Origin of the sequence: Sphingomonas sp. PP-F2F-G114-C0414, from assembly GCF_003688595.1 — a bacterium.
In the GTDB taxonomy this organism is placed as follows: domain Bacteria; phylum Pseudomonadota; class Alphaproteobacteria; order Sphingomonadales; family Sphingomonadaceae; genus Sphingomonas.
In genome coordinates this window covers 83,645-109,036 of record NZ_RCWT01000011.1, presented here as the reverse complement: position 1 = coordinate 109,036, position 25,392 = coordinate 83,645, and the positions used below count along the sequence as shown (strand labels likewise).

Annotated in this window: 26 protein-coding genes; 15 read left to right on the top strand and 11 right to left on the bottom strand. The window is 66.2% G+C overall.

Annotated elements, in window-relative coordinates; genetic code table 11:
• The first annotated feature begins 30 nt into the window (after positions 1–30).
• The 3 genes from C8J47_RS09710 (at position 31) to C8J47_RS09700 (ending at position 2,804) form a co-directional block, all read left to right on the top strand.
• Positions 31–924, top strand: a complete 894-nt coding sequence (locus C8J47_RS09710; RefSeq protein WP_060527188.1) for a F0F1 ATP synthase subunit gamma — start codon at positions 31–33, stop codon at positions 922–924.
• Positions 925–941: 17 nt separating this feature from the next.
• Positions 942–2,423, top strand: coding sequence for a F0F1 ATP synthase subunit beta (gene atpD, locus C8J47_RS09705; protein WP_056065176.1), 1,482 nt, complete (start codon positions 942–944; stop codon positions 2,421–2,423).
• Positions 2,424–2,549: 126 nt separating this feature from the next.
• Positions 2,550–2,804, top strand: coding sequence for an ATP synthase F1 subunit epsilon (locus C8J47_RS09700; RefSeq protein ID WP_056488477.1), 255 nt, complete (start codon positions 2,550–2,552; stop codon positions 2,802–2,804).
• A gap of 182 nt (positions 2,805–2,986) precedes the next feature.
• On the opposite strand, the gene C8J47_RS09695 is transcribed toward C8J47_RS09700, so the two are convergent.
• Together C8J47_RS09695 and C8J47_RS09690 are read right to left on the bottom strand one after the other, a co-directional pair.
• Positions 2,987–5,158, bottom strand: a complete 2,172-nt coding sequence (locus tag C8J47_RS09695) for a primosomal protein N' (protein WP_121885508.1) — start codon at positions 5,156–5,158, stop codon at positions 2,987–2,989.
• A gap of 73 nt (positions 5,159–5,231) precedes the next feature.
• Complete coding sequence (locus tag C8J47_RS09690; protein ID WP_121885507.1) at positions 5,232–6,695, bottom strand: diguanylate cyclase domain-containing protein; 1,464 nt, start codon at positions 6,693–6,695, stop codon at positions 5,232–5,234.
• 62 nt (positions 6,696–6,757) lie between these two features.
• On the opposite strand from C8J47_RS09690, the gene C8J47_RS09685 reads away from it, so the two are divergent.
• Entirely contained in the window at positions 6,758–7,660 is a 903-nt protein-coding gene (locus tag C8J47_RS09685; RefSeq protein WP_259467470.1) for a tyrosine recombinase XerC, read from the top strand.
• Here the strand turns inward: C8J47_RS09685 and C8J47_RS09680 are convergent.
• The 4 genes from C8J47_RS09680 to rsmI all read right to left on the bottom strand — a co-directional run bounded on the left by C8J47_RS09680 (position 7,657) and on the right by rsmI (position 10,914).
• Complete coding sequence (locus tag C8J47_RS09680) at positions 7,657–8,256, bottom strand: DedA family protein (RefSeq protein WP_121885506.1); 600 nt, start codon at positions 8,254–8,256, stop codon at positions 7,657–7,659. The genes C8J47_RS09685 and C8J47_RS09680 overlap by 4 nt on opposite strands.
• A gap of 167 nt (positions 8,257–8,423) precedes the next feature.
• Positions 8,424–9,377 (bottom strand): glutathione synthase, encoded by a 954-nt coding sequence (gene gshB / locus C8J47_RS09675; RefSeq protein ID WP_121885505.1) that lies wholly within the window; start codon positions 9,375–9,377, stop codon positions 8,424–8,426.
• Positions 9,378–9,576: 199 nt separating this feature from the next.
• A complete protein-coding gene (locus C8J47_RS09665) occupies positions 9,577–9,930 on the bottom strand; it encodes a YraN family protein (protein ID WP_082444357.1) in 354 nt (117 codons plus the stop codon).
• A 123-nt stretch (positions 9,931–10,053) separates the two neighbouring features.
• Positions 10,054–10,914, bottom strand: coding sequence for a 16S rRNA (cytidine(1402)-2'-O)-methyltransferase (gene rsmI / locus C8J47_RS09660; protein WP_259467469.1), 861 nt, complete (start codon positions 10,912–10,914; stop codon positions 10,054–10,056).
• A gap of 37 nt (positions 10,915–10,951) precedes the next feature.
• Between rsmI and C8J47_RS09655 the strand changes: the two genes are divergently transcribed.
• Positions 10,952–12,130, top strand: coding sequence for a penicillin-binding protein activator (locus tag C8J47_RS09655; protein WP_259467468.1), 1,179 nt, complete (start codon positions 10,952–10,954; stop codon positions 12,128–12,130).
• A gap of 60 nt (positions 12,131–12,190) precedes the next feature.
• Here the strand turns inward: C8J47_RS09655 and hemW are convergent, their stop codons facing one another.
• Positions 12,191–13,363, bottom strand: coding sequence for a radical SAM family heme chaperone HemW (gene hemW / locus C8J47_RS09650; RefSeq protein ID WP_121885829.1), 1,173 nt, complete (start codon positions 13,361–13,363; stop codon positions 12,191–12,193).
• 43 nt (positions 13,364–13,406) lie between these two features.
• Here hemW and C8J47_RS09645 point away from each other — a divergent pair, with 43 nt between their 5' ends.
• A complete protein-coding gene (locus tag C8J47_RS09645) occupies positions 13,407–13,964 on the top strand; it encodes a CAP domain-containing protein (RefSeq protein WP_121885503.1) in 558 nt (185 codons plus the stop codon).
• A 154-nt stretch (positions 13,965–14,118) separates the two neighbouring features.
• Positions 14,119–14,829, top strand: coding sequence for an EAL domain-containing protein (locus tag C8J47_RS09640; protein ID WP_121885828.1), 711 nt, complete (start codon positions 14,119–14,121; stop codon positions 14,827–14,829).
• A 154-nt stretch (positions 14,830–14,983) separates the two neighbouring features.
• Here the strand turns inward: C8J47_RS09640 and rdgB are convergent, their stop codons facing one another.
• Together rdgB and rph are read right to left on the bottom strand one after the other, a co-directional pair.
• Positions 14,984–15,619 carry an RdgB/HAM1 family non-canonical purine NTP pyrophosphatase gene (gene rdgB / locus C8J47_RS09635; protein ID WP_121885502.1) on the bottom strand — a complete coding sequence of 212 codons (636 nt, stop codon included), beginning with the start codon at positions 15,617–15,619 and terminating at the stop codon, positions 14,984–14,986.
• Entirely contained in the window at positions 15,616–16,332 is a 717-nt protein-coding gene (gene rph / locus C8J47_RS09630) for a ribonuclease PH (protein ID WP_121885501.1), read from the bottom strand. The genes rdgB and rph overlap by 4 nt, the downstream gene beginning before the upstream one ends.
• Positions 16,333–16,593: 261 nt before the next feature.
• Here rph and hrcA point away from each other — a divergent pair, with 261 nt between their 5' ends.
• The 4 genes from hrcA (at position 16,594) to C8J47_RS09610 (ending at position 19,953) form a co-directional block, all read left to right on the top strand.
• Positions 16,594–17,637: a heat-inducible transcriptional repressor HrcA gene (hrcA, locus tag C8J47_RS09625; protein WP_093399755.1), complete on the top strand. Its 1,044-nt coding sequence runs from the start codon at positions 16,594–16,596 to the stop codon at positions 17,635–17,637.
• Between the two features lie 25 nt (positions 17,638–17,662).
• Positions 17,663–18,202, top strand: a complete 540-nt coding sequence (grpE, locus tag C8J47_RS09620) for a nucleotide exchange factor GrpE (RefSeq protein WP_121885500.1) — start codon at positions 17,663–17,665, stop codon at positions 18,200–18,202.
• A gap of 180 nt (positions 18,203–18,382) precedes the next feature.
• Positions 18,383–19,606, top strand: coding sequence for a threonine synthase (locus C8J47_RS09615; RefSeq protein ID WP_121885499.1), 1,224 nt, complete (start codon positions 18,383–18,385; stop codon positions 19,604–19,606).
• Positions 19,607–19,713: 107 nt separating this feature from the next.
• Positions 19,714–19,953, top strand: coding sequence for a hypothetical protein (locus C8J47_RS09610; RefSeq protein WP_121885498.1), 240 nt, complete (start codon positions 19,714–19,716; stop codon positions 19,951–19,953).
• Between the two features lie 73 nt (positions 19,954–20,026).
• Here C8J47_RS09610 and C8J47_RS09605 read toward each other — a convergent pair whose 3' ends face one another.
• Together C8J47_RS09605 and C8J47_RS09600 are read right to left on the bottom strand one after the other, a co-directional pair.
• On the bottom strand, positions 20,027–20,530 hold the full coding sequence (locus C8J47_RS09605; protein ID WP_121885497.1) for a vgr related protein: 504 nt from the start codon (positions 20,528–20,530) through the stop codon (positions 20,027–20,029).
• Positions 20,527–20,964, bottom strand: a complete 438-nt coding sequence (locus C8J47_RS09600) for a copper chaperone PCu(A)C (protein WP_183129067.1) — start codon at positions 20,962–20,964, stop codon at positions 20,527–20,529. The genes C8J47_RS09605 and C8J47_RS09600 overlap by 4 nt, the downstream gene beginning before the upstream one ends.
• A gap of 168 nt (positions 20,965–21,132) precedes the next feature.
• On the opposite strand from C8J47_RS09600, the gene dnaK reads away from it, so the two are divergent.
• The 4 genes from dnaK (at position 21,133) to C8J47_RS09580 (ending at position 25,329) form a co-directional block, all read left to right on the top strand.
• On the top strand, positions 21,133–23,040 hold the full coding sequence (dnaK, locus tag C8J47_RS09595; protein WP_056055380.1) for a molecular chaperone DnaK: 1,908 nt from the start codon (positions 21,133–21,135) through the stop codon (positions 23,038–23,040).
• A 122-nt stretch (positions 23,041–23,162) separates the two neighbouring features.
• On the top strand, positions 23,163–24,296 hold the full coding sequence (gene dnaJ, locus C8J47_RS09590; RefSeq protein ID WP_121885496.1) for a molecular chaperone DnaJ: 1,134 nt from the start codon (positions 23,163–23,165) through the stop codon (positions 24,294–24,296).
• A gap of 76 nt (positions 24,297–24,372) precedes the next feature.
• Positions 24,373–24,801: a hypothetical protein gene (locus C8J47_RS09585; protein ID WP_121885495.1), complete on the top strand. Its 429-nt coding sequence runs from the start codon at positions 24,373–24,375 to the stop codon at positions 24,799–24,801.
• Between the two features lie 75 nt (positions 24,802–24,876).
• Positions 24,877–25,329 (top strand): TM2 domain-containing protein, encoded by a 453-nt coding sequence (locus C8J47_RS09580; RefSeq protein WP_121885494.1) that lies wholly within the window; start codon positions 24,877–24,879, stop codon positions 25,327–25,329.
• Positions 25,330–25,392 lie beyond the last annotated feature (63 nt).

The window sequence follows — 25,392 nt, the reverse complement described above, 5'->3', positions numbered from 1 at the left end:
CTGTGAGGAGCGAGGGAGCAGGAAGAGAAGATGGCATCACTTAAGGCCCTCAAGATCCGCATCGGCTCGGTGAAGTCGACGCAGAAGATCACCAAGGCGATGAAGATGGTCGCCGCTGCGAAGCTGCGCCGCGCGCAGGATGCGGCGGTCGCCGGGCGTCCGTATGCCGAGCGTCTCGAAGCGGTGATGGCGAGCCTCGCGGGGCGCGTCGGCATCGCGCCGGGCGCCTCGCCGCTGCTCGCTGGAACCGGCAAGGACCAGGTCCACCTGATCGTCATCGCGACGTCGGAGCGTGGCTTGGCCGGTGCGTTCAACACCAACATCGTCCGTGCGGCACGTCGCAAGGCCGAGGAGCTGATCGCGGCGGGCAAGACCGTGAAGTTCTACGTCGCCGGCAAGAAGGGGCGCGTGATCAAGCGCTTCTTCCCGAACGACATCCTCGCCGATCACGAGATGGGCCAGATCAAGCGGCTCGCGTTCAGCGATGCGCAGGAAATCTCCGAAGACCTGATCAAGCGCTTCGGCGAAGGTCAGTTCGACGTCGCGCATCTGTTCTACGCGAAGTTCGTCTCGGCGCTGGTGCAGGTCCCGACCGGCATCCAGATCATTCCGATCCCGCTGTCGACGATCCCCGGTGCAGAAGCCAAGCCCAACGCTCCGGCGGAGGCTGTCGTCGAGTACGAGCCCGACGAGGAAGCGATCCTCGCCGATCTCCTGCCGCGCAACGTCGCGATCCAGATTTTCCGCGCGCTGCTCGAAAACGCGGCGTCGGAGCAGGGCTCGCGCATGAACGCGATGGACAACGCCACGCGCAATGCCGGCGACATGATCACGCGTCTCTCGATCCAGTATAACCGTACCCGCCAAGCCGCGATCACGACCGAGCTGGTCGAAATCATCTCGGGCGCCGAAGCGCTCAAGTAAGTCCAAGGAAGCAGACAATGGCAACCGCCCCAGAGACCCTCGGAACCACGCTCGCCCCCAAGGCCACCAACAACACCGGCCGCATCTCGCAGGTCATCGGTGCGGTCGTCGACGTGCATTTCCCCGACAATTTGCCCGCCATTCTGTCGGCGCTCGAAACCGACAATAACGGCAACCGGCTCGTCCTCGAAGTCGCACAGCACCTCGGCGAGAACACCGTTCGCACGATCGCGATGGACGCCACCGAGGGTCTGACCCGCGGCCAGACCGTCACCGACACCGGCTCGCAGATCCGCGTCCCGGTCGGCCCGAAGACGCTCGGCCGCATTCTCAACGTCATCGGCGAGCCGATCGACGAGCGTGGCCCGGTCGGCGCAGAGACGACCGCCCCGATCCACGCCTCGGCGCCGCTGTTCGTCGACCAGTCGACCGAGAGCGCGATCCTGGTCACCGGCATCAAGGTCATCGATCTGCTCGCACCCTATGCGAAGGGCGGCAAGATCGGCCTGTTCGGCGGCGCCGGCGTCGGCAAGACCGTGCTGATCCAGGAACTGATCAACAACATCGCCAAGGGCCATGGCGGCACCTCGGTGTTCGCGGGCGTCGGCGAGCGTACCCGCGAGGGTAACGATCTGTACCACGAGTTCCTCGACGCGGGCGTCATCGCCAAGGACGCCGATGGCAATCCGCAGTCGGAGGGCTCGAAGGTCGCGCTCGTGTTCGGCCAGATGAACGAGCCGCCAGGCGCCCGTGCCCGCGTCGCGCTGTCGGGCCTGACGATCGCCGAGTATTTCCGCGACGTCGAAGGCCAGGACGTGCTGTTCTTCGTCGACAACATCTTCCGCTTCACGCAGGCCGGCGCAGAGGTTTCGGCACTGCTCGGCCGCATCCCGTCGGCGGTGGGCTATCAGCCGACGCTGTCGACCGACATGGGCGCGCTGCAGGAGCGCATCACGTCGACCAACAAGGGGTCGATCACCTCGGTGCAGGCCGTGTACGTGCCGGCGGACGATCTCACCGATCCGGCACCGGCGACGTCGTTTGCGCATCTCGATGCGACGACCAACCTCAACCGTGCGATCTCGGAGCTGGGCATCTACCCGGCGGTCGATCCGCTCGACTCGACCTCGCGTCTGCTCGAGCCGCGTGTGGTGGGCCAGGAGCATTACGACACCGCGCGTGCCGTCCAGTCGACGCTGCAGAAGTACAAGTCGCTGCAGGACATCATCGCGATTCTCGGCATGGACGAGCTGAGCGAAGAGGATAAGCTCACCGTCCAGCGTGCGCGTAAGATCCAGAAGTTCCTGAGCCAGCCGTTCCACGTCGCGGAGGTCTTCACCGGCATCAGCGGCAAGTTCGTCCAGCTTGAGGATACGGTCCGCTCGTTCAAGGCGGTGGTCGAGGGCGAGTATGATCACCTGCCCGAGGCCGCGTTCTACATGGTCGGCGGCATCGACGAAGCCGTTGCCAAGGCCGAAAAGATGGCTGCGGAAGCGTAAGACTATCTAGCTCCCTCTCCCCTTCGGGGAGAGGGCTGGGGTGAGGGGCCGCCACGAGCGCCTTCGCCCGGTACTGCCCCTCACCCCGACCCTCTCCCCGCAGGGGAGAGGGAGAAGGCGAACAAGATGCTGCATTTCGAACTCGTCACGCCAGAAAAGCTCGTCCGCTCGGAGGAGGTCTACATGGTCGTCGTCCCCGGCACCGAAGGCGATTTCGGCGTCCTCGAAGGCCACGCGCCCTTCATGTCGACGGTCCGCGACGGCGGCGTCCAGATCTTCCGCACGCAGAACGGCACCCCCGAGATCATCGCGATCAAGGGCGGTTTCGCCGAGGTCAACGCCAAAGGCCTGACCGTCCTCGCCGAACATGCCGGCGAGTAAGCTCTTTAACTAACTGAGATGTTTTTCCCCGTGACGGCGGGAATCCAGATTGGGCATCCGCCGTCTTCTTTCTCCGTCATCCTGACGAAAGTCAGGATCCAGAGCCACGGAGCGCTACCCCTGGTTACCCTGGATCCTGACTTTCGTCAGGATGACGGGAGGGGAATGGCGTAACGTCGAGCTTACAAGAAATTATACGGGTCGACGTCCACCGTCACCCGAACCTTCGACGGCCAGTCGAGCTTCCCCAACCACTCCCGGATCACATCCTGCACATCCAGCGCCCGTCGCGCATGGACCAGCAGTCGATACCGATGCCGCCCGCGCAACATCGCCAGCGGCGCCGGCGCAGGGCCGTAGACGTTCATCCCCTCGACCTCGGGCGCACTCCGCCCCACCAACTTGGCCGTATCGTGCGCGCAAGACTGGTCCTCGGACGACACCACGATCGCCGCATAGCGCCCGAACGGTGGCGCCCCCGCATCCTTCCGCGCATCCGTCTCCGCCGCATAGAACGCATCCGCATCGCCGGTAATCAGCGCCTGCATGACCTGCGCGCCGGGGCTGTGCGTCTGGATGAACACGTGCCCCGGCTTCTCGCCGCGCCCCGCGCGCCCCGATACCTGCCGGATCTGCTGGAATGTGCGCTCCGCCGCGCGGAGATCGCCGCCGTCCAGCCCGAGGTCCGCGTCGACTACTCCGACCAACGTCAGGTTCGGGAAGTGATAGCCCTTCGTCACCAACTGCGTGCCGACGACGATGTCGATATCGCCCGCTTCCATCCGCCCGACGAACTCGGCCGCCTTGGCGGGCGACCAGATCGTGTCCGAGGTCACCACCGCCGTCTTCGCCTCCGGGAACAGCGCCTTCACCTCGTCCGCGATCCGCTCGACCCCCGGTCCACAGGCGACGAGCGTGTCCTCGCCCTTGCACTCCGGACACACGCGCGGCGTCGGCTCGATGTGCCCGCAATGGTGGCACGCCAATCGCCGCGTGAGGCGATGCTCGACCATCCACGCGGTGCAGTTCGGGCACTGGAACCGATGCCCGCAGGTCCGGCACAGCGTCAGCGGTGCGTACCCGCGCCGGTTGAGGAACAACAACGACTGCTCGCGCCGTTCCAGCGTCTCCTGCATCGCCTTGACGAGCCGCGGGGCGAGCCAGCGACCGCGCTCGGGCGGTTCCTTGATCAGGTCGATCGGCTCGATCGTCGGCATCTCCGCCGCGCCGAACCGCCCGGGCAGCTTCAATTCCGCATAGCGCCCGGTCACAACCTGTTGCCGCGTCTCGATCGCTGGCGTGGCGGAGGCGAGGATGACCGGGCACCCCTCGAACTTGCCACGCATCACCGCCACGTCGCGCGCGTGATAATGTACGCCCTCTTCCTGCTTGAAGCTGGTCTCGTGCGCCTCGTCGACGACGATCAGCCCGAGATCGCGGTAGGGTAGGAACAACGCCGAGCGCGCCCCGACCGTCACCAGCGCCTCACCGCTGGCGATCGCCCGCCAAGCCCTGCGCCGCTGGGTCGAGCGAAGCCCAGAATGCCACGCGATCGGCTCGCAGCCGAACCGGTCGTGGAAACGCTTCAGGAACGGCTCGGTCAGCGCGATCTCGGGAAGCAGCACCAAAGTCTGCCGCCCATCACGGATCGCCTGAGCGACCGCCTCGAAATACACCTCGGTCTTGCCCGAGCCGGTGACCCCGTCGAGCAACGTCGGATGAAACGCGTGCTCCGCAACGCCGGAGACCAAGGCATCGGCCGCCGCCCGCTGGTCGTCCGACAGCGTCGGCTCGTGGTGCGATGGATCGGGCACGGGGTAGGGGCTGTCCAGGCTGACTTCGACCGCCTCGATCGCACCGACCTTCACCAGCCCGCGGATCACCGCGTCGCTGACGTCGGCGGTGGTGGCGAGTTCGCGGATCAGGCCCTGGCGATCGCCGATCCGCTCCAGCGCCTGCTCGCGCTGCGGGGTGAGACGAGGCGGCACGACGCCGGTCGCGCGGTACTCGACCGCGGTCCGCGCGCCCTCCAGCGCCGATGTCGACGCGAGCGTCATCCGCAACACCGACGCCGCCGGTGCGAGATAATAGTCCGCCGTCCACTCGACCAGCCGCCGCAGCGGCGCACCCAGTGGTGGCACGTCGGCGACTGCGAGCAGGTTGCGCAACCGGTTGTCGCCGACCTCCATGTCGGACGGCATCCGCTCCGCCTCCCACACCACGCCGAGCAACTGCCGCGGCCCAAGCGGCGCGACCACGACCGAGCCCGGCTCGACGCTCATGCCTTGAGGCACGCGGTAGTCGAGCGGCCCGAGGGCAGCATTGAGGATCAGGACACGGGCGCGGGACGACATCGTACCCGTATATGGGGACAGATCGACTCCACGTGAACCGTCTAAGCAGGCACCGGCTTGATGGCGTCAGGCGTCAGGCGGCGGCGCGGCGATCGCCGCCCCGGCGGCGTTCGCCGACGCGCGCGCGCTTCGCCTTGTAGAGGATCGTATCAGCCTGGTGGATGAAGTCGCGGATCGCATGGCAGTCCGGCTCCAGCGCGGTGATCCCGACCGTCCCGGCGCTGATCATCGCCAGACCGTTCAGCGCGATCGGAAAGCGCAGCGCTTCCTCCAGTCGCGCACTGATGTAGCCGGGCGTAGCGGTCAGACCCGGATCCTCGATCAGCAGTCCGAATTCGTCGCCGCCCAGCCGTGCGGCAAAGCTCTGCTTGAGCCAGGGCGCCTGCAATATCCCGCCGACCGCACGCAGCACGTCGTCACCCGAGGTATGGCCGAGCGTGTCGTTGATCGCCTTGAACCCATCGAGGTCGATGAGCGCGAGCAGCAGCGGCGTGCCGTCGGTGTGCGACCGGGTCATCGCGGCGTCGAGCGCCCGATCGAATGCCGCGCGGTTGGATATTCCGGTGAGCGAATCGGTGTCGGCCGATCGCCGCAAGTTCAGTTCGAGCGCATAGCGTTCGGTCACGTCCTGGAAAACGCCGACGAACCCGATGGTCGTACCCGCGTCGTCCTCGAGTTCGCCCAGCACGCGGACGCGCCGCGGCTCGCCCTGCGCGGTGGTGAAGTCGACCTCGATGTCGAACGGTATGCCGGTTTCCAACGTCGTCGTGAGACAGGCGCTTAAAACGTCTCGGGCATGAGGCGGATAGAACGCCATCGCGACCTCCATCTCCGGCACCGGGCCGACCGGCAGGCCGTAGATGTGAAAGACGCCGTCCGACCAGTCCAGATGCTGGTGATCAAGCGAGGTCCGCCACGAGCCGATCGCCGCCATCCGCTCGGCCTGGCGAAAGATACGATCCTGCCGCGCGAGCGTTGCGGCCTGTCGGTCCGCGGTGGTCGCGATGGCGATCGCCTGATGCGCGGCCGACCGCGCCGCGACGGTCACCTCGGCCAGCGTCGCGAGATGCGTGAGCGCGCGACGGCCTGCGTCGTTCAAGCTGCGCGGCACCGAATCGATAACGCAGATCGAGCCGATCGCATGACGCTCGCCGCGATCGTCGACCGCATGGATCGCCGCTCCTGCGTAGAAACGCGCGCCGCGATCCGCCAGCACCAGCGGATTTTCCACGAACCGCGAATCGGCGTCGAGGTCTTCGATCACGAGGGGGGCCTGATTCTGGATCGTGTACGCGCACATGCCGATGTCGCGGCTGATCTCGCCGCGTTCGCCGCCGGCCGCGGCCTTGATCCACAGACGGTCGCTATCGACGAGAGTCATCAACGCGGTCGGGCATCCGAGCATTTCTGCGGCAAGTTCGACGAGCGCATCGAACTCGCGTTCGGGTGCGCTATCGAGCAGCGCTAGCGCATGGAGCGCGGCAACGCGCCGTTTTTCGTCTGCGAATGCGTTTGTGACGAGGTCTTTCGGCGACATGGCTGTTGGATACCGAAGGGATGTTAATTTTCCTTTGCTGCTGGAGCAGGTTAGTGTCTGTTATGGGGACCACGACAGACCTGCCGCCGTCGATGCTGTGGGCGGACCATTTGACGCGAGATCGGCGACGGTCGGTGCACACGGTGCGTGCCTATCAGGCGTCGGCGGAACGCCTGACGGCATTCCTGATCGATCATTGGGGCGAGCGAGTCGAGCGCGCGACTCTGGCGCGCGTGACCGCCGCCGATCTGCGCGCGTATCTGGCGTATCGTCGAGATTCGGGGCTGGGCAACGCATCGGCGGCGCGCGAGCTGTCCGCGGTGCGGGGCTTCCTGGCCTGGGCGAACGACGGCGCGGAGCAGCCGCGGATCCGGGGCCCGCGCGTGAAGAAGGGCCTGCCGCGACCGATCTCTCCGGGCGAGGCGATCGCGCTGGCCGAAGACGTCGCCGAGGATGCCGCCGAGCCGTGGATCGGCGCGCGGGATTGGGCGGTGCTGTTGTTGCTATACGGTGCGGGGCTGCGGATCGGCGAGGCGCTTGCGTTGCCGGGGGCGATCCTGCCGCTCGGCGAGACGCTGGTGGTTACCGGCAAGCGGTCGAAGGCGCGGATGGTGCCGTTGCTGCCCAAGGTGCGCGCGGCGATCGAGGCGTATGTCGCGCAGACGCCGTGGCCGATCGCGCCCGACGCGCCGCTGTTCCGGGGCGCGAAGGGCGGGCCGCTGTCGGCGGTGGTGGTGCGGCGCTCGGTGCGCGGCGCGCGCGCGCGGCTCGGGCTGGGCGACCGGACGACGCCGCATGCGCTGCGCCATAGTTTCGCGACGCATCTACTGGGGCGGGGGGCGGATTTGCGCGCGCTGCAGGAGTTGCTGGGGCATGCGAGTCTCAGCTCGACGCAGATTTACACGCAGGTCGATGCGGCGCACTTGATGGACGTGTACCGCAACGCGCATCCGCATGGCGGTTAGCCCTTGGGTTTCCAGGTCAGCACGCGCCAGCCATAGCCGATGATGATGACCACGAACGTCGCCACCGCGACCGGGCCGACGTAACGATCGAGTTCGGAGAAATGCGAGCCGAGCAGGATGCCCGCATAGGTGAGCACGACGTTCCAGATCGCGCTGCCCGCAGCGGTCCAGATCACGAACTGCCAGATCGGCATGCGGGTCATGCCCGCGGGGAGCGAGATGACGGTGCGGAAGGTCGGCATGAAGCGGAATACGAAGATCACCCAGCCGCCGCGCTTCGTGAAGAAACGGTGGATCTTCTCGACGTCCGACCATTCCATCGTCAGCCAGCGACCGTTGCGCTCGATGAACGGGCGGAAGCGCTCGTAGCCGATGTTGCGGCCGATATAATACCAGAAGTAATTGCCGACGACCGAGCCCGCGGTACCCCAGGCGATCAGTGGAACGACGCTCATGTCGCCGCGCGCGACGGCCATGCCGCCGAGGCCCATGATGACTTCGGACGGCACCGGCGGCACGATATTCTCGAGCGCCATCAGCAGGAAGATACCGAAATATCCGCCCCAGGCGATGAGATCGAGGATGAATTCGGTCATGGGTATCACATACTGCCGGGAGGCCGGATGTGTTCCACCGACTTCGCACCACCCCGGCGAAGGCCGGGGCCCAATTGGGGGACGGTTATTACGGAGGACGGCGCTCCGTTACCGCGACCTTTCCAATTGGGCCCCGGCCTTCGCCGGGGTGGTAATCTTCGTTCCAGTTACCGAGCCGCGACCTTCACCTCGATCGCATCCCAGATCATCCCCGCGACATCGGTCCCATCGAACTTCTCGATCGCGACGATCCCGGTCGGCGAGGTCACGTTGATCTCGGTCAGCCACGTGCCGCCGATCACGTCGATCCCGACGAACAGCAACCCGCGCTTCTTCAGTTCGGGCCCGAGCACCGCGCAGATCTCGCGCTCCTTGTCGGTCAGCACCGACTTCTCCGCCGAGCCACCGACCGCGAGGTTCGAGCGGATCTCGCCTTCGCCCGGCAGGCGGTTGATCGCACCCGCGACCTCGCCGTCGATCAGCACGATCCGCTTGTCGCCCTTCGCCACGTCGGGGAGGAACGCCTGGACCATGTGCGGCTCGCGCCACGTCATGTTGAAGACTTCCATCAGCGCCGACAGATTGGCGCCGTCCGACTCGACCTTGAAGATCGCCTTGCCGCCGTTGCCGTGCAGCGGCTTGATGACGATCGCGCCGTGCTCGGCGAGAAATTTGCGTGCCTCGTCGAGCGAGCGGGTCACCAGCGTCGGCGGCATGAACTGCGGATAGTCGAGCACGAACACCTTCTCGGGCGCGTTCCGCACCTGTGCCGGATCGTTCACGACGAGCGTCTTGTCGGCGATCCGTTCGAGCAGATGCGTCGCGGTGATGTAGCCGAGATCGAACGGTGGATCCTGGCGCATGAGGACGACATCCGCCTCGTCGCCAAGGTCGAGGTCAACGGGTTCGCCGACGCTGAAGTGATCGCCGACGACGCGCTGCACGGTGACCGGATGCGCCTTCGCCCAGACCCGGCCGTCACGGTAGTTCAGGTCCTCAGCCGAGTAGTGGAAGAGCTTGTGGCCACGGTCCTGCGCGGACAGCATCAGCGCAAATGTCGAATCGCCGGCGATGTTGATGCTGTCGAGCGGGTCCATCTGGACGGCGACGGTGAGGCTCATGCGTCTTCCTTCTGTTCGGTCGAGCGCATGTAGGCGCGGGCGGTCGTTAAGTCATCGGGTGACGTGGCATGCTTAACCCCGTCATCCTGACGAAAGTCAGGATCCAGGATGATCGAGGACATCGTTTCATGGCTCTGGATCCTGACGTTCGTCAGGATGACGGAAGGTTCGCGAGATTTCGCCACGGGTGATCGAGGCATCACCCGATCCAGGCATTCTCGATATGGCGTGGCCGCGTGCCGGGCGCGAGCAGGATGACGTCGACGCGGATGTCGTCGCCGGGTCCGGCATAGCGCGGCATCAGATATTCCGCCGCCGCGGCGACGCGGGCGAGCCGGCGTTCGTCGATCGCGAAGTCGAGTTCGGCGGCGGTCGCGCGGGTTTTTACCTCGACGAATGCGACGAGGTTTCCCTTTCGCGCGACGAGGTCGACCTCGCCGGCGGGTGTGCGGACCCGGCGATCGAGGATGGTCCAGCCTTTGAGGCGCAGCCACCACCCCGCCAAGCGCTCTCCTCTGCGGCCAGCAATCTCGGCGGAACGACGATCACGCATCCCTGCTCCCATCCCTGAAAGGGAGGGGTTGGGGGTGGGTAGGCCCATCGTCTGGCGATGCGGATCCCAAGCAGCCGACCCACCCCCGGGCCCTCCCTTTCAGGGAGGGGGGAAGAAGGGGCGTCACCCTTTCTCCGCTTTCAACTCGAGCGCCCGAGCATAGAGCGCCTTGCGGTCGAGCCCGAGAGCCTTCGCCACCTCACTAGCGGCCTGGCCGGTCGACAGTCGCGTCAACGCCTCCACCAGCGCGGCATCCCCGTCCTCGGCACTCGCCGGCGGCGCCTCGCCCGGTGGTGCGACGACGATCACGATCTCTCCGCGGGGCGGCGCATCCGCATAGCGCGCGGCGAGCATCGAGAGCGTCCCCGTCACCGCCTCCTCGAACTTCTTGCTGATCTCGCGCGTCACCGCCGCCTCGCGGTCGCCAAGTCCTTCCGCCAGGGCCGCGAGACACGCCCCAAGCCGCGGCCCGGATTCATACATCACCAGAGTCGCGCGGATCGTCGAGACCTCCGCGATCGCCTCCGCCCGCGCGTGCATCTTCGACGGCAGGAAGCCGACGAACAGGAACCGGTCGGTCGGCAGTCCCGCCAGCGTCAGCGCCGCCACCGCCGCGCAGGGACCCGGGATCGTCACCACCAGATGCCCCGCCGCCCGCGCATCGCGCACCAGCTTGAACCCAGGATCGGAGATCAGCGGCGTCCCCGCATCCGACACCAGCGCCACCGCCTGCGTCGCCATCCGCGCGATCAGCGCCGGGCGCACGCCTTCCGCGCTGTGATCGTGATACGGCACCATCGGCGTCTTCGTGCCGATGTGGCGGAGCAGCCCGGCGGTCACGCGGCTGTCCTCGACCGCGATCACATCGGCGCGGCGGAGGATGTCGGCGGCACGCGGCGACAGATCGCCAAGATTGCCGATCGGGGTCGCGACGATGTAGAGGCCGGGATCGAGAAGAGTTTCAGGGTTCATGGGGACGGTCATGGCAGACGCGACGACGATAGGGCAATCGACACGTACCATGCGACGAGGGGCCATCGGTCGTTGGGCGACGCTTGCCGCAGCGTGTCTGCTCGGCGCGTGCCAGACGATCGTGCCGCGTGGTCCGGTCGAGCCGTCGCAGCAGCGCCCGACCACGCGTCCTGCCGATCGTCCCAACATCGGTGTCGAGACCGGTATTCCGCGCGATGCCGAGCGTAACCGCGTCGCACTGCTCGTGCCGCTGTCGGGCAGCAACGCGGGCGTCGGTACCTCGATCGCCAACGCGACGATGCTGGCGCTGCTCGATACGCAGAACCAGCGCGTCCGCATCACCAACTACGACACCGCGACCGGTGCCGCCGCCGCCGCGCAGCGCGCGATTGCCGAGGGCGCGCAGTTGATCCTCGGACCGCTGCTCGCCGACGACGTCCGCGCGGTCGCACCGATCGCGCGCGCCGCGAACATTCCGGTGCTGAGCTTCTCCAACGATCTCGGCGTGGCGGGCGACGGTGCGTATCTGATGGGATATGTCCCGACCCAGTCGATCGCGCGCGTGGTCGATTTCGCGAAGGAGCGCGGCGTTAGCAACTTCGCCGGGCTCGTCCCCAACGGTCTTTACGGCGAGCGTGCGTCCACCGCGTTCCTACGCGCGGTCGAAGGCGCTGGCGGCCAGGTCGTCTCGCTCCAGACCTACGCGCGGGGCCCCGGTGGCATTTCCGGCGCCGTCACGCGGCTCGCGGCGAGGGCGCCCTATGACGCGGTCCTGATCGGAGACGGTGGCGCCACCGCAGCCTCGGCGGCGGCAATGGTCAAGCGCGGCAGCGGCGCGACGACGCGCATCCTCGGCACCGAACTCTGGAACTCCGACGCGGGGATCGCCGCCAAGCCGGCGCTGTCCGGCGCATGGTACGCCAGCGTCTCGGACACGCTGTACCGCCAATACGCCGCCAAATACCGCGCGCGATTCGGGGCAGGGCCATACCGCCTGTCGAGCCTCGGCTATGATTCGGTGCTGTTGACGGTCCGCATCGCGCGCGACTGGAAGCCCGGCACGCCGTTCCCGGTGAAACGCCTGCGCGACGGCGACGGGTTTGCCGGCATCGATGGCGCCTTCCGCTTCGGCAAGGACAACGTCGCCGAGCGTGCGCTGGAGGTGAAGGAAATCCGTGGAGGTACGACTACGGTGGTTTCGCCTGCGCCGGCTGGGTTCGGGAAGTAAGCTTGTTCACCCGCGAAGGCGGGTGCCCAGTCTGGGCACCCGCCTTCGCGGGTGAACAAATTAGGCGGTAACGATCTCAGGCAGGATCGCGTCGAGGAGTAGGGCGCCGGCTTCGGTAACCCGCAATCGGCCCGGCGTGTGCGCGATCAGCCCCAACTCCTCAAGCCGAGCCACCGCAGCCAGATCCACCGGCACGACGCCGGCGTTCAGCGCGGTAATCCGGTCCAGATCCACGCCTTCCGCCAGCCGCAACCCCATCAGCAACGCTTCGGTAGCGCGCGTCGAGGGCGTCAGCGGATCCTCGACCTCCATGCCGTGGCCGTTGCGTTCGATCGCCGCCAGCCAGTTCTCCGGCTTTTTCCGCCGCACCGTCGCCAGTCCGCCGCGCCGCCCATGCGCGCCGGGGCCGATGCCCGCGTAATCCTGATAGCGCCAGTAAGCGAGATTGTGGCGGCTCTCCGACCCCGGCCGCGCATGGTTCGACGTCTCGTACGCGGGCAGCCCCGCGGCGGCGGTATCTGCGCGCGTCGCCTCGAACAGGTCGGCCGCCGAGTCGCCGTCGGGGATCACGATCCGTCCCGCCAGCGCTTCGGTCGCGAACCGTGTGCCCGCTTCGATCGTCAACTGGTACAGCGACAGATGCTCCGTCCCCAGGCTCAGCGCGCGCGCGAGTTCGGCGCGCCAGTCGTCGAGCCGCTGGCCCGGCAGCGCATAGATCAGGTCGAAACTGACGCGGGGAAACACGTTCTGCGCGGTAGCGAGTGCGGCCTGTCCCTCGTTGACGTCATGCGCGCGACCGAGGAACTTCAACGCTTGATCGTCGAGCGATTGCAGTCCGAGCGACACCCGGTTCACCCCGGCGCGCGCCAAGTCGGCGAACCGCGCCGCCTCGACCGAGGACGGGTTCGCCTCCAGCGTGATCTCGATTCCTTCCGCGAACCCCCAGGCCTTTTCCGCCGCATCGAGTACCGCGGCGACGGTCGCGGGCGGCATCAGCGAGGGGGTGCCACCGCCGAAGAAGATCGACTGCAGTTTCCGCCCCGGCAACACGCTAGCCTCGTGTGCGAGATCGGTCAGGAGTGCGGCGCGCCACGCAGCCTGATCCACCTCCTCGCGAACATGGCTGTTGAAGTCGCAATACGGGCATTTCGATACGCAGAACGGCCAATGGACGTAGAGCGCGAGATCGCCCGCTGGAGGAGCGTCGGGGCTTGGTGTTTCGAAGACGGGCATTATCTGGCGCATATGGTCGCACGGGGCGACCGAAGGAAGCGCAATGACGGCACGGTTGGGTTGGGCGCTTGCCGCGATGCTCGCGATCGCGGGGTGCGCACAGGGTCCGGAACGCGTCGTCGAGCGCCGCGACACGATGGCGCCGGCCCCCCGCGGGGCGGCGCTGCTCAAGACCGCGATGATGGACGGCCACAACGCCGCGCGTGCCGCGGTCGGCGTGGCGCCGCTGACGTGGAGCGATACGCTGGCGGCGACAGCGGGGGCCTATGCCGAGCAGATGGCGCGGACCCGCAAGTTCGCGCACGCGCCGCAGCCGCAGGGCATGACGCGCGAAGGCGAGAATCTGTGGACTGGCACGCGCTATGCGTACGCGTACACCGAGATGATGGGCCACTGGGTCGCCGAGAAGCGCGATTTCATCAACATGCCGACCCCCGGTTTCAGCCGCACCGGCAATTTCGAGGACGTCGCGCACTACACGCAGATCGTCTGGCGCGGCTCCACGCAGGTCGGCTGCGCGATGGCGAGCAACACGACCGACGACTATCTCGTCTGTCGCTATTCACCGCCGGGAAACGTCGTCGGCGAGCGCGTGTATTGATCTGGAGCAAGCGATGACCGCGGCGGCGGTCGCACTTTCTTAAGTGGACCGAGGTTAACCTGCCTTAATGACCTCACCATCTCATTCTGATGTGCCGCGTTCGGGTGGCTGTGCCGGTTGCCGCGACGGCGCTGGCCTGACCTTCGGCTTCTCGATGGCGTTCCAGCCGATCGTCGATATCGAGACCGAGACCGTCTTCGCCTACGAAGCACTGGTGCGCGGTCCCGAAGGCCAGTCGGCGGCCAGCGTGTTAGGGCAGGTCGATGCGGCAAACCTGTACGCGTTCGACCAGCAATGCCGGGTGCGCGCGATCGAGGCTTCGGTGAAGGCCGGGCTGCTCGATACACCTGCGCGGCTGTCGATCAACTTCCTCCCGAACGCGGTCTATTCGCCAGCTGCGTGCATCCAGTTGACGCTGAAGACCGCGGCGGCAGTGGGCATGCCGACCGATCGCCTGATCTTCGAGTTCACCGAGAACGAGGAAATGCAGGATCCGGCGCACGTCGCGAACATCATCGCGACGTATCAGAAGATGGGTTTTGGCACCGCGCTCGACGATTTCGGCGCGGGGCATGCGGGATTGAACCTACTCGCGCGGTTCCAGCCGGATATCATCAAGCTCGACATGGAACTGATCCGCGACATCGACACCAGCCTGCCGCGGCGGATGATCGTCGAGGGCATGCTGCGGATGTGCACCGCGCTGGGAATCACGGTGATCGCCGAGGGGGTCGAGACGCTTGGCGAGTTCGAGGCTTTGCGCGGTCTCGGCGTGCGGTACATCCAGGGATATTTGTTGGCGAAACCCGCGTTCGAGGCGCTGCCTACGGTGAGGTGGCCCGAGAAGCAGGCGTTAGCAGTCTGAACTACACCTCCACCGTCATCCTGACGAAAGTCAGGATCCAGAGTAACGGGCGGTGCCCTTAATGGCTCTGGATCCTGACTTTCGTCAGGATGACGGGTGAGGCGTCAGGATGACGGACAAGAGAGGTTTGCGGCAGGTTTCCCGCTGCAAATTTTCAGAACACCGCGGCTTCGAGCAGCTTGAACGCCTCGCTGCGGTGGCTGATCGCATTCTTGGTTTCATGCGGGAGTTCGGCGTAGGTCTGGTCGTAGCCGAGCGGCACGAACACGGGGTCGTAGCCGAACCCGACATTGCCGCGTGGCGGCCAGACGAGCGTCCCCTCGGCGCGGCCCTCGAACCATTCGACATGACCATCGGGCCATGCGAGCGCGAGCACGCTGACGAAGTGTGCGCCGCGCGTTGCCTCCGGGCCCTTTGCGACCACCGCGTCCTCGACCTTCTGCATCGCCATCATCCAGTCGCGACCGTTCGGCGTTTCCGCCCAGTCGGCGGTGTACACGCCCGGATCGCCGTTCAGCGCATCGACGCACAGCCCGCTATCGTCCGCGAGCGCGGGATAGCCCGACAGGTCGGCGGCCGAGCGCGCCTTCAGCTCGGCATTCGCGAAGAAGGTGGTGCCGGTCTCGATCGGCTCGGGCAGGTCGAGCTCGGCGGCGGAGACGACTTCGAGCCCACGCCCTTCGAGCAACGCGGCGATCTCGCGCACCTTGCCCTTGTTGTGGCTGGCGATGACCAGCTTGCCCGGCTGGAGCTTGCGGATCGCCTGCGGTTCCTTGCCTTCGCCGATCACTTGGCGACCGCTTTCGACTGCGCCGCAAAGATATCCGTGCAGCCGATCCGCGCGAGACGCAGCAGGCGGAGCAGCGCCTCCTCGTCATAGGTCGCGCCCTCGGCGGTCGCCTGCGCCTCGGCGATGTTGCCGTTTTCGAGCAGCACGAAATTCGCATCCGCATCCGCGCCCGAATCCTCGATATAGTCGAGGTCGAGCACCGGATTGCCCTGGTAGATGCCGCAGCTGATCGCCGCGACCTTCTGCGTCAGCGGGTCGGCGGTCAGCTTGCCGCTCGCCAGCAGGCCGTCGATCGCGAGCCGGAGTGCGACCCAGCCGCCCGAGATCGACGCGGTGCGCGTGCCGCCATCCGCCTGGATCACGTCGCAATCGATCACGATCTGGCGCTCGCCGAGCAGCTTCAGGTCGACGACCGCGCGGAGCGACCGCCCGATCAGCCGCTGGATTTCCTGCGTGCGGCCCGACTGCTTGCCCTTGGCGGCCTCGCGGTTGTTGCGCGTGTTGGTGGCGCGCGGGAGCATGCCGTATTCGGCGGTCACCCAGCCTTCGCCCTTGCCGCGCATGAATGGCGGCACCTTCTCCTCGACGCTGGCGGTGACGAGCACTTTCGTGTCGCCGAAGCCGATCAGGACGGAGCCTTCGGCATGCTTGGTGAAGCGCGGCTCGATCGTGATCGCACGCATCTGGTCTGGGGCGCGGCCGGATGGGCGCATAGTCTTATCCTAACGGGAGTGAGTGGTTGCCCGCTGCCTAGCCTTTCGTTTGGTCGCTCGCCAGCCTTCCCCGTCATCCTGACGAAAGAGCCCGTCATCCTGACGAGCCCACCGTCATCCTGACGAAAGTCAGGATCCAGAGCCACGAAGGACAGCACTCGGTTACTCTGGAGCCTGACTTTCGTCAGGATGACGGGTGGGGGTGAGGCGGGGTTTGCATTCCCTCTTTGTACGCCCGTCGATCCGCCTTAGATCAAAGCGATGGCCACGCCCCCCGTCACCGAACTGACCGATCGCGCGCGCGACATTTTTCGCGCGGTGGTCGACAGCTACCTCGCCAGCGGCACGCCGGTCGGGTCGAAGACGATCGCGCAACTGACCGGCCTCAGCCTCTCCCCCGCCTCGATTCGCGGCGTGATGGGCGAACTCGAAGGTCTCGGCCTGCTCGCCAGCCCGCATACCAGCGCCGGTCGCATGCCGACCGACCGGGGCTTGCGGCTGTTCGTCGACGGCATGATGCAGGCAATGGAGCCGTCGTTCGAGGAACGCCAGACGATCGAGGCCCGCGCCGGCGTCGGTGGTCCGGTCGAGGAGGCGCTCGCCGCGACCACGCTCGCGCTTTCCGGGCTCTCGGCCTGCGCGGGGCTGGTGATGGTGCCCAAGCGCGAGCTGAAACTGCGCCAGATCGCGTTCGTCGCGCTGTCGCCCGAGCAGGCGCTGGCGGTGCTGGTCAGCGAGGACGGCTCGGTCGAGAATCGCGTGATTGCGCTGCCGAAGGGTATGTCGCCGTCCGCGCTGATCGAGGCGGGTAACTACATGTCGGCGACGCTCGGCGGCCTGACGCTGGCCGATGCGCGGACCCGGATCGAGCGCGAGCTGGCGGACGGGCAGGCGGCGCTCGACGGCGCGGCGCGGACGCTGGTCGAGCGCGGGATCGCGGTGTGGAGCGAGGATGCGGATCGCCGCCCGGTGCTGATCGTGCGCGGGCAGGGACGGCTGATCGACGCCGCCGCCGCCGCCGACCTCGACCGGGTCCGCGACCTGCTCGACGATCTCGAGGGAAAGCAGGAAGTCGCATCGCTTTTGGATAGCGCGCGCGCCGGAGATTCGACGCGGATTTTCATCGGCGCGGAGACCAAATTGTTCGCGTTGTCAGGGTCTTCGGTGATCGCGCGACCGTTCCGTGGATTGGACGGTCGGGTGGTCGGCGTGGTCGGTGTCATAGGCCCGACGCGGTTGAACTATGCGCGCGTCGTGCCCATGGTGGATTTCACGGCTGCAACGCTCGCCCGGTTGATGGGTTGAGCCGGCCCAATTTATAGGGAAAACCATGTCCGAGACCGACCAGAACACGCCTGCAGACCTGCGCGAAGAGACCGCTGAAGACGCGCCCGAAGTGGCCGCGAACGACCGCGTCGCCGAGCTGGAGAACCAGCTCGCCGAGGCCAAGCAGAACGTCCTCTACGCGCAGGCCGAGATCCAGAACGTCCGCCGTCGTGCCGAGAAGGAAGCGCAGGACGCGCGTGCCTACGCCGCGACCGCGTTCGCGCGCGACGTGTTGTCGGTTGCGGACAACCTCTCGCGCGGCCTGTCGGCGATTCCGGCGGACCTGCGCGCGGACGACAAGATGAAGGGGCTCGTCACCGGGCTCGAGGCGACCGGTCGCGAACTGGAGAGCGTGTTCCAGCGCCACGGCATCACCAAGATCGCGGCGGAGGGCCAGATGCTCGATCCGAACAAGCACCAGGCGATGATGGAAATTCCGAGCGACCAGCCTGCCGGGACGATCGTCCAGGAGATGCAGGCGGGCTACATGATCAAGGACCGCCTGCTGCGTCCGGCGATGGTCGGCGTCGCCAAGGCTGGCTGAATCCTCCCCGGAACGGGGAGGGGGACCGCCAACCGCTTGGTTGGTGGTGGAGGGGGCTCTCCTCCCGAGTACCATCTGCGGCCGGGCACGTTTACGTCGAGCGTGACGTCCGCGGCACGCCCCCTCCACCAGCTGCGCTGGTCCCCCTCCCCTTGCAGGGGAGGATTTGAAAGTCAGTCCATGAACCAGAACCTCACCACCGATCGCGAGACCTTCGTCACGCATCTCGAATGCTCGATCACCGGCGAGCGGTATGAGGCGGACCAGCTTCATGGGCTGTCGCGCGCCGGGCGACCGTTGCTCGTCCGCTACGACCTCGACGCGGTGCGGTCCGCGGTTTCTCGCGACACGATCGAGGCGCGGCCGACCGACCTGTGGCGGTGGCGCGAACTGCTCCCTGTTCGCTACACGGCCAACATCGTCAGCCTCGGCGAGATCGAGACGCCGCTGGTGCCGCTAACCAAGTCCGGCGGCCCTAACGTGCTCGTGAAGGACGAAGGCCGCCTCCCGACCGGTAGCTTCAAGGCCCGAGGCCTCGTCATGGCCGTCGCGATGGCGAAGGAACTCGGCGTCACAAAGATCGCGATGCCGACCAACGGCAATGCGGGCGCCGCGCTGGCGGCCTATGCCACGCGCTGCGGGATCGAGACGATCGTGTTCTGTCCCGACGACACCCCCGAGATCAACGTCCGCGAGATCGCGATGCAGGGTGCGCGAGTCTGGCGGGTCAACGGCCTGATCGACGATTGCGGCGCGATCGTCGGCAAGGGCGCCGCGGAGGGCCGCTGGTTCGATTTCTCGACGCTGAAGGAGCCGTATCGGATCGAGGGCAAGAAGACGATGGGGCTCGAACTCGCCGCGCAGTTCGGCTGGAAACTGCCGGACGCGATCTTCTACCCGACCGGCGGCGGCACCGGGCTGATCGGGATGTGGAAGGCGTTCGACGAACTCGAGAAGCTCGGCTGGATCGGCTCGAAGCGCCCCAAGATGTTCGCGGTGCAGGCGAGCGGGTGTGCGCCGATCGTCCGCGCGTTCGAGGCGGGCGAGGAGCATGCCGAGCGTTGGGAAGATGCGAGCACGGTCGCGGCGGGCATTCGCGTGCCGAAAGCGGTCGGCGACTTCCTGATCCTCCGCGCGGTTCGCGAGAGCGGCGGGCAGGCACTCGCGGTCGGCGATCCGGCGATCCTGAAGGCGGTTGACGCGGCGGCGAAGCAGGATGGGCTGCTGTTGTGTCCCGAGGGCGGCGCGACGCTGGCGGCGTATCATCAGGCGCTGAACACCGGGCTGGTCGACGAGGACGACAAGGTCGTACTTTTCAACTGCGCGACCGGGTTGAAATATCCGATGCCAGAGGCACCGCAAGCGCTTGATAGAACACGACCTATCGATTTCGACGCGCTGTAAACGGCGCATTTCTGCCGATCGGGTGGGTCTCGATCTACCAGATCGGTGGTTGAAATTGATCCATGTTGGCTGCAACGGGGCGCCCTTGTTTACAAAAGGGGTCTTCAATGCAGAAAATCATCCAGGTCGTTTGTGTCGTGCTCATCGCCGCGGCGGTGATGTTCGGCGGACGTTGGTACATGTACGTCGCGCAGGGTTCGAGCCCGTATGACGAGGTCGGCATCGCGTTGAACGGCTATGCACCGGGGCCGATGCGCGCCTGGGGCTGCCACAAGATGCAGGCGCGGTTCCCGGGCCAGTTGCCGCCTTATGGGTGTGCCGGGCCGGATGGTCGTAACTGGCTCTGAAGCCAGACTCGTCATCGCATAATCCGTCATCCTGACGAAAGTCAGGATCCAGAGCCCCGATCGTCTCGCTGAGTCACTCTAGATCCTGACTTTCGTCAGGATGACGAAGTGTGTCGGCGGGACGAGCGGGCGTGAACGGCAGCACCGTCTCATACTGCGCGAGCGGCGGCGCGCCCGCCACCTTCGCGCCCGCACGCAGCAGGAAGGCGTGCCGCACGATCTCGCCCTGTTGCTCGATGCCGTAGCGGTGCAGCGCCACCCCAGGCCGGAACGTATAGTCGTACCGACACCAGGGATGCCGCGCCAAGGGCAGGAACACGCCGCGCTGGTGCTGCCAGATGTGCGTCATCTCGTGGACGAACAGCCCCTGCAACGTCAGGTTCGCCTGCGAGAAGTCGTCGCACCACAGATTGCCCTTGGGGTGAAAGTGGATGCACCCGCGGGGTGCCATCACCGTATCGCGCGGCTGGAAGAACGCCCATTTGCTCCGAGCCAAACTCACCGAAGAGTAATCGATCGCGCCCCCGAACACCGATGCCGCGAGCGCCGTCTCCGCCTCGGTAAGTCCGCGCTTCACTTACCCGCCGGGGTCCCCGCCGCGACCACGGTCGCGTTGTTTATGATGCGCGTCCCATCTGCGAACGCGAACGTGAGCGTCACGCGATCAGCGGGTTTGATCCCCGAGTTCATGTTGAACAGCATCACATGCCGCCCACCCGGCGCGAACGTTACGTCCGTCTTCGCAGGGATTTCCACGCGGGTCAGCTGCGCCATCGTCGACAGGCCGCCCTCGTCCATCGTCTCGTGCATCTCCGACTTGATCGCGACGTCGGTGGTGACCGAGATCAGCGTCGCCGGGGTCGGCCCGCCATGCACCGTAAAATATGCTGCCGCCGGTCGACCAGTCACCGCGCCGAGCCGCACCCACGCCCCGTCCACGGCGAGTTCCTTGGGCTGCGAACACGACGCCAGTGCCATAGCGGCAACACCCAGTCCGAAAACGATACGCATAGGTTAACTTTCCCCGGGGGTTGCCTCTTGTGCATCCTATGACCGGTACAATCTTGCGGCAAGCGCGAGGCCACCTATATCGCGCCCATCATCAGAAAGGTTCCGCCTCCGAAACGGGGTGGAGCGGATTTCGTATTTTCGTTTCAAGTGAGGGGCTAATCAGAACTCATGGCTAAAGTAATCGGTATCGATCTCGGCACGACCAACAGCTGCGTTTCCGTCATGGAAGGCGGCAAGCCCAAGGTCATCGAGAATTCCGAGGGCGCGCGCACCACGCCGTCGATCGTCGCCTTCGCCAAGGATGGCGAGCGACTGGTCGGCCAGCCGGCCAAGCGCCAGGCAGTGACGAACGGCGACAACACCATCTTTGCGGTGAAGCGCCTGATCGGCCGTCGTTTCGACGATCCGATCACTAAGAAGGACACCGAGCTGGTTCCGTACAAGATCTCGCGCGGCCCGAACGGCGACGCCTGGGTCTCGGCGGGCGGCAAGGATTACTCGCCGTCGCAGATCTCGGCGTTCACGCTGCAGAAGATGAAGGAAACCGCCGAGTCGTATCTCGGCGAGACGGTCACGCAGGCGGTCATCACCGTTCCCGCGTACTTCAACGACGCGCAGCGCCAGGCGACCAAGGACGCCGGCCAGATCGCTGGCCTCGAAGTGCTGCGCATCATCAACGAGCCGACCGCGGCGGCGCTGGCTTACGGCCTCGACAAGCAGGACGGCAAGACGATCGCGGTCTACGATCTCGGCGGCGGCACGTTCGACATCTCGGTGCTCGAGATCGGCGACGGCGTGTTCGAGGTGAAGGCCACCAACGGCGACACGTTCCTCGGCGGTGAGGATTTCGACAACAAGATCGTCCAGTATCTCGCCGACGAGTTCAAGAAGGCCGAGGGCATCGACCTCGCCAAGGACAAGCTGGCGCTTCAGCGTCTGAAGGAAGCGGCCGAGAAGGCGAAGATCGAGCTCAGCTCGGCGCAGTCGACCGAGGTCAACCTGCCCTTCATCACCGCGGACCAGAACGGCCCGAAGCATCTGGTGAAGTCGATCACCCGCGCCGACCTGGAGCGGATGGTCGAGGACCTCGTCAAGCGCACGCTCGAGCCTTGCCGCAAGGCGCTCGCAGACGGCGGCCTGAAGCCCGAGGACATCTCGGAAGTCGTGCTGGTCGGCGGCATGACGCGCATGCCGCGCGTGCGTGAAGTCGTGAAGCAGTTCTTCGGCAAGGAGCCGCACACCGGCGTCAACCCGGACGAGGTCGTCGCGATGGGCGCGGCGATCCAGGCCGGCGTGTTGCAGGGCGACGTCAAGGACGTGCTGCTGCTCGACGTGACGCCGCTGTCGCTCGGCATCGAGACGCTGGGTGGCGTGTTCACCCGCATGATCGATCGCAACACGACGATCCCGACCAAGAAGTCGCAGACCTATTCGACCGCCGACGACAACCAGGGCGCGGTGACGATCCGCGTGTTCCAGGGCGAGCGCGAGATGGCGGCCGACAACAAGATGCTCGGCAATTTCGATCTCGTCGGCATCCCGCCCGCACCGCGCGGCGTGCCGCAGATCGAAGTCACGTTCGACATCGATGCGAACGGTCTCGTCAGCGTCTCGGCCAAGGACAAGGGCACCGGCAAGGAGCAGCAGATCCGCATCCAGGCGTCGGGTGGTCTTTCGGACAACGACATCGACCAGATGGTCCGCGACGCCGAGACCTTCGCCGAGGAGGACAAGAAGCGTCGTGCGGGCGCCGAGGCGAAGAACAACGCCGAGTCGCTGGTCCACACCACCGAGCGTCAGCTGGCGGATAACGGCGACAAGGTCGACGAGTCGCTGAAGACCGAGATTCAGGCTGCGATCGACGCGACCAAGGCTGCGGTCGAGAGCGGCGATGCGGATGCGATGACCGAGAAGAGCACCGCGCTCGCTCAGGTCGCGATGAAGCTCGGCCAGGCGATCTACGAGAAGCAGGCCCAGGCGGACGCATCGCCGTCGGCTGATGGCGACGCGGCGAAGAAGGACGACGACGTCGTCGACGCCGAGTTCTCGGAAGTCGACGACAACCCGAAGGCGTAACCGAAACTCCCTCTCCCCCTCTGGGGAGAGGGCCGGGGTGAGGGGCAGTTCCGCGCGCTGCCGTGTGGAACGGCCCCTCACCCAACCCTCTCCCCGGAGGGGAGAGGGCTAAGAGGGCCGCTATGAGTACCCAGACAGATTATTACGAACTGCTCGAATGCGAGCGGACCGCGGATGCGGGGACGATCAAGTCGTCCTACCGCAAGCTCGCGATGAAATATCACCCGGACAAGAACGCCGGCTGCAAGGATTCCGAGGCGCAGTTCAAGGCGGTCAGCGAGGCCTATGAGTGCCTTAAGGATCCGCAGAAGCGTGCAGCCTATGATCGCTTCGGCCATGCCGCGTTCCAGAACGGTGGCGGCGGCGGTCACGGTGGCGGCGCGCAGGACTTCGGCGGCTTCAGCGACATCTTCGAAAGCGTCTTCGGCGAGTTCATGGGCGGCGCGCAGCGTGGCGGCGGCCGGTCTGCGGCCCGGCGCGGCGCGGACCTTCGCTACGACATGGAAGTCAGCCTGGAGGAAGCCTTCCACGGCAAGACGACCGAGATCACGATCGACGTCTCGGCGCTTTGCAACACCTGCGACGGCTCGGGTGCCAAGGCTGGCACTCGCGCGAAAACCTGCCAGCATTGCGGTGGTCATGGGAAAGTCCGTGCGCAGCAGGGCTTCTTCGTGGTCGAGCGCGCCTGCCCGGTCTGCAACGGCGCGGGCGAAGTCATCGCCGACCCATGCCCCGATTGCCGCGGCGAAGGTCGTGTCGAGAAGACCAAGACGCTGTCGATCAACGTCCCCCCCGGCGTCGACGAAGGCACGCGCATCCGCATGTCGGGCGAAGGCGAGGCGGGCGCCCGCGGTGCGCCGTCCGGCGATCTCTACATCTTCCTCCACGTCACCAAGCACAATCTGTTCGAGCGCGAAGGCACGACCTTGTTCGCGCGCGCGCCGATCAGCTTCACGGTCGCGTCGCTCGGCGGGGCGCTGTCGATCCCCGGTCTCGACGGCCGCACGCACGAGGTGAAGATCCCCGCCGGCATCCAGTCGGGCAAGCAACTCCGCCAGCGCGGCGCCGGCATGCCCGTCCTGCAAGGGCGCGGCCACGGCGACCTCGTCGTCCAGATCGACGTCGAAACCCCCACGCGTCTCAGTAACCGCCAGAAGGAACTGCTCGAGATGTTCCGCGAGACGGAGACGGGTGACGAGTGCCCGGCGAGCCAGGGCTTCTTCGCCAAGCTGAAGGGCGTGTTCGCGGGGGAATAAGTCGAGTTACGATACTGAAGCAAAGGGGGGCGCAATGCTGGCATGTCTTTTCACCGCAGTCGCATGTTGGCTGGCCATGGCCACCGCCCCCCAGACGCCGATCGGCAACGCGATGCGCCGAGTGCTGATCGACAAGCCTGCGGCGCGGTTGGCACGGTTCACGCGGGGCGATGCCGCGGTCATGGTCCTGCTGATGCTGACGGCCGCAATGGTCACGCTCGTCGGCGAAGGCGACGGTATCAGGCTGCTCACTCTGGCCGCTCCCGATGTCGCGATCTGGATCACGACGTTCGAGATTTCAGCCTATGTCGACATTCTCATGGCGCTGGCCGCTGCAGCATCCAGCCTGCGTGTCCGGAGCTTAATGACCCGTTGGCTCAGCGTCTTCACTCGGCGCCCGGGTGCGAAGGCGCACAAGCGTGCGATCCGCTCGCGGAAAATGCAATCGACAGATGCAGACAACGACGACGACAGACATTGGCGTCAAACCCCGCTCGCCGCCTAATCTGGCAAAGCATGAGTTCAAGCTTGCCTGATCCGCATCATCCGCCAGAATGCGAAACGAACACCGAGGAATGACATGCGCGGACAGGTTTTAGGCGTCGATCCCCGCACGGGCGAAGGGCTCGTCGCAGGACAGGACGGACAGCGGTACCGGTTCGCCCGCGAGGATTGGGCGCATCGCGGCGAACCTGCGATCGGCCTGGAGGTCGACTTCGAGGCTGCCAATGACCGTGCGCTCAGCGTCTTCCCGATGCCGACTGCGCCGGGCCAACGTCGCGCCGTTCCGCCCGAGGCCCTCCCCACCAACGATCGCAACAAATACGTCGCGGCGGTGATGGCGTTCGTGATCGGCACGCTCGGCATCCACCGCTTCTACCTCGGTCGGACCGGCTCGGGGATCGTCATGCTGGTGCTCACCATCACGGTGATCGGTCTGGTCATCAGCGCGCCGTGGGCGTTGATCGACATGATCCGCTATCTGGTGATGTCCGACGAGGAATTCGCCGCGCGCTATCCGCGCAAGCGGTAGTCGTTAGCGGGTCTTGAAACTCCCGGCCTAGCCGCGCCCCCTTGGAAGGGGGCGGGCGGGCCG

What these genes read in the sequence shown, in the direction of transcription:
- C8J47_RS09680 (WP_121885506.1), bottom strand. Translation starts at nt 8,256, where the DNA reads ATGACCGAATTCATCCTCGATCTCATCGCCTGGGGCGGATATTTCGGT.
- C8J47_RS09640 (WP_121885828.1), top strand. Translation starts at nt 14,119, where the DNA reads ATGGCGTTCCAGCCGATCGTCGATATCGAGACCGAGACCGTCTTCGCC.
- C8J47_RS09665 (WP_082444357.1), bottom strand. Translation starts at nt 9,930, where the DNA reads ATGCGTGATCGTCGTTCCGCCGAGATTGCTGGCCGCAGAGGAGAGCGC.
- C8J47_RS09645 (WP_121885503.1), top strand. Translation starts at nt 13,407, where the DNA reads ATGACGGCACGGTTGGGTTGGGCGCTTGCCGCGATGCTCGCGATCGCG.
- dnaJ (WP_121885496.1), top strand. Translation starts at nt 23,163, where the DNA reads ATGAGTACCCAGACAGATTATTACGAACTGCTCGAATGCGAGCGGACC.
- rsmI (WP_259467469.1), bottom strand. Translation starts at nt 10,914, where the DNA reads ATGACCGTCCCCATGAACCCTGAAACTCTTCTCGATCCCGGCCTCTAC.
- dnaK (WP_056055380.1), top strand. Translation starts at nt 21,133, where the DNA reads ATGGCTAAAGTAATCGGTATCGATCTCGGCACGACCAACAGCTGCGTT.
- C8J47_RS09615 (WP_121885499.1), top strand. Translation starts at nt 18,383, where the DNA reads ATGAACCAGAACCTCACCACCGATCGCGAGACCTTCGTCACGCATCTC.
- hemW (WP_121885829.1), bottom strand. Translation starts at nt 13,363, where the DNA reads ATGCCCGTCTTCGAAACACCAAGCCCCGACGCTCCTCCAGCGGGCGAT.
- C8J47_RS09695 (WP_121885508.1), bottom strand. Translation starts at nt 5,158, where the DNA reads ATGTCGTCCCGCGCCCGTGTCCTGATCCTCAATGCTGCCCTCGGGCCG.
- C8J47_RS09710 (WP_060527188.1), top strand. Translation starts at nt 31, where the DNA reads ATGGCATCACTTAAGGCCCTCAAGATCCGCATCGGCTCGGTGAAGTCG.
- C8J47_RS09655 (WP_259467468.1), top strand. Translation starts at nt 10,952, where the DNA reads ATGCGACGAGGGGCCATCGGTCGTTGGGCGACGCTTGCCGCAGCGTGT.
- C8J47_RS09690 (WP_121885507.1), bottom strand. Translation starts at nt 6,695, where the DNA reads ATGTCGCCGAAAGACCTCGTCACAAACGCATTCGCAGACGAAAAACGG.
- rph (WP_121885501.1), bottom strand. Translation starts at nt 16,332, where the DNA reads ATGCGCCCATCCGGCCGCGCCCCAGACCAGATGCGTGCGATCACGATC.
- C8J47_RS09610 (WP_121885498.1), top strand. Translation starts at nt 19,714, where the DNA reads ATGCAGAAAATCATCCAGGTCGTTTGTGTCGTGCTCATCGCCGCGGCG.
- C8J47_RS09580 (WP_121885494.1), top strand. Translation starts at nt 24,877, where the DNA reads ATGCGCGGACAGGTTTTAGGCGTCGATCCCCGCACGGGCGAAGGGCTC.
- C8J47_RS09685 (WP_259467470.1), top strand. Translation starts at nt 6,758, where the DNA reads ATGGGGACCACGACAGACCTGCCGCCGTCGATGCTGTGGGCGGACCAT.
- C8J47_RS09585 (WP_121885495.1), top strand. Translation starts at nt 24,373, where the DNA reads ATGGCCACCGCCCCCCAGACGCCGATCGGCAACGCGATGCGCCGAGTG.
- C8J47_RS09600 (WP_183129067.1), bottom strand. Translation starts at nt 20,964, where the DNA reads ATGCGTATCGTTTTCGGACTGGGTGTTGCCGCTATGGCACTGGCGTCG.
- C8J47_RS09700 (WP_056488477.1), top strand. Translation starts at nt 2,550, where the DNA reads ATGCTGCATTTCGAACTCGTCACGCCAGAAAAGCTCGTCCGCTCGGAG.
- hrcA (WP_093399755.1), top strand. Translation starts at nt 16,594, where the DNA reads ATGGCCACGCCCCCCGTCACCGAACTGACCGATCGCGCGCGCGACATT.
- atpD (WP_056065176.1), top strand. Translation starts at nt 942, where the DNA reads ATGGCAACCGCCCCAGAGACCCTCGGAACCACGCTCGCCCCCAAGGCC.
- gshB (WP_121885505.1), bottom strand. Translation starts at nt 9,377, where the DNA reads ATGAGCCTCACCGTCGCCGTCCAGATGGACCCGCTCGACAGCATCAAC.
- grpE (WP_121885500.1), top strand. Translation starts at nt 17,663, where the DNA reads ATGTCCGAGACCGACCAGAACACGCCTGCAGACCTGCGCGAAGAGACC.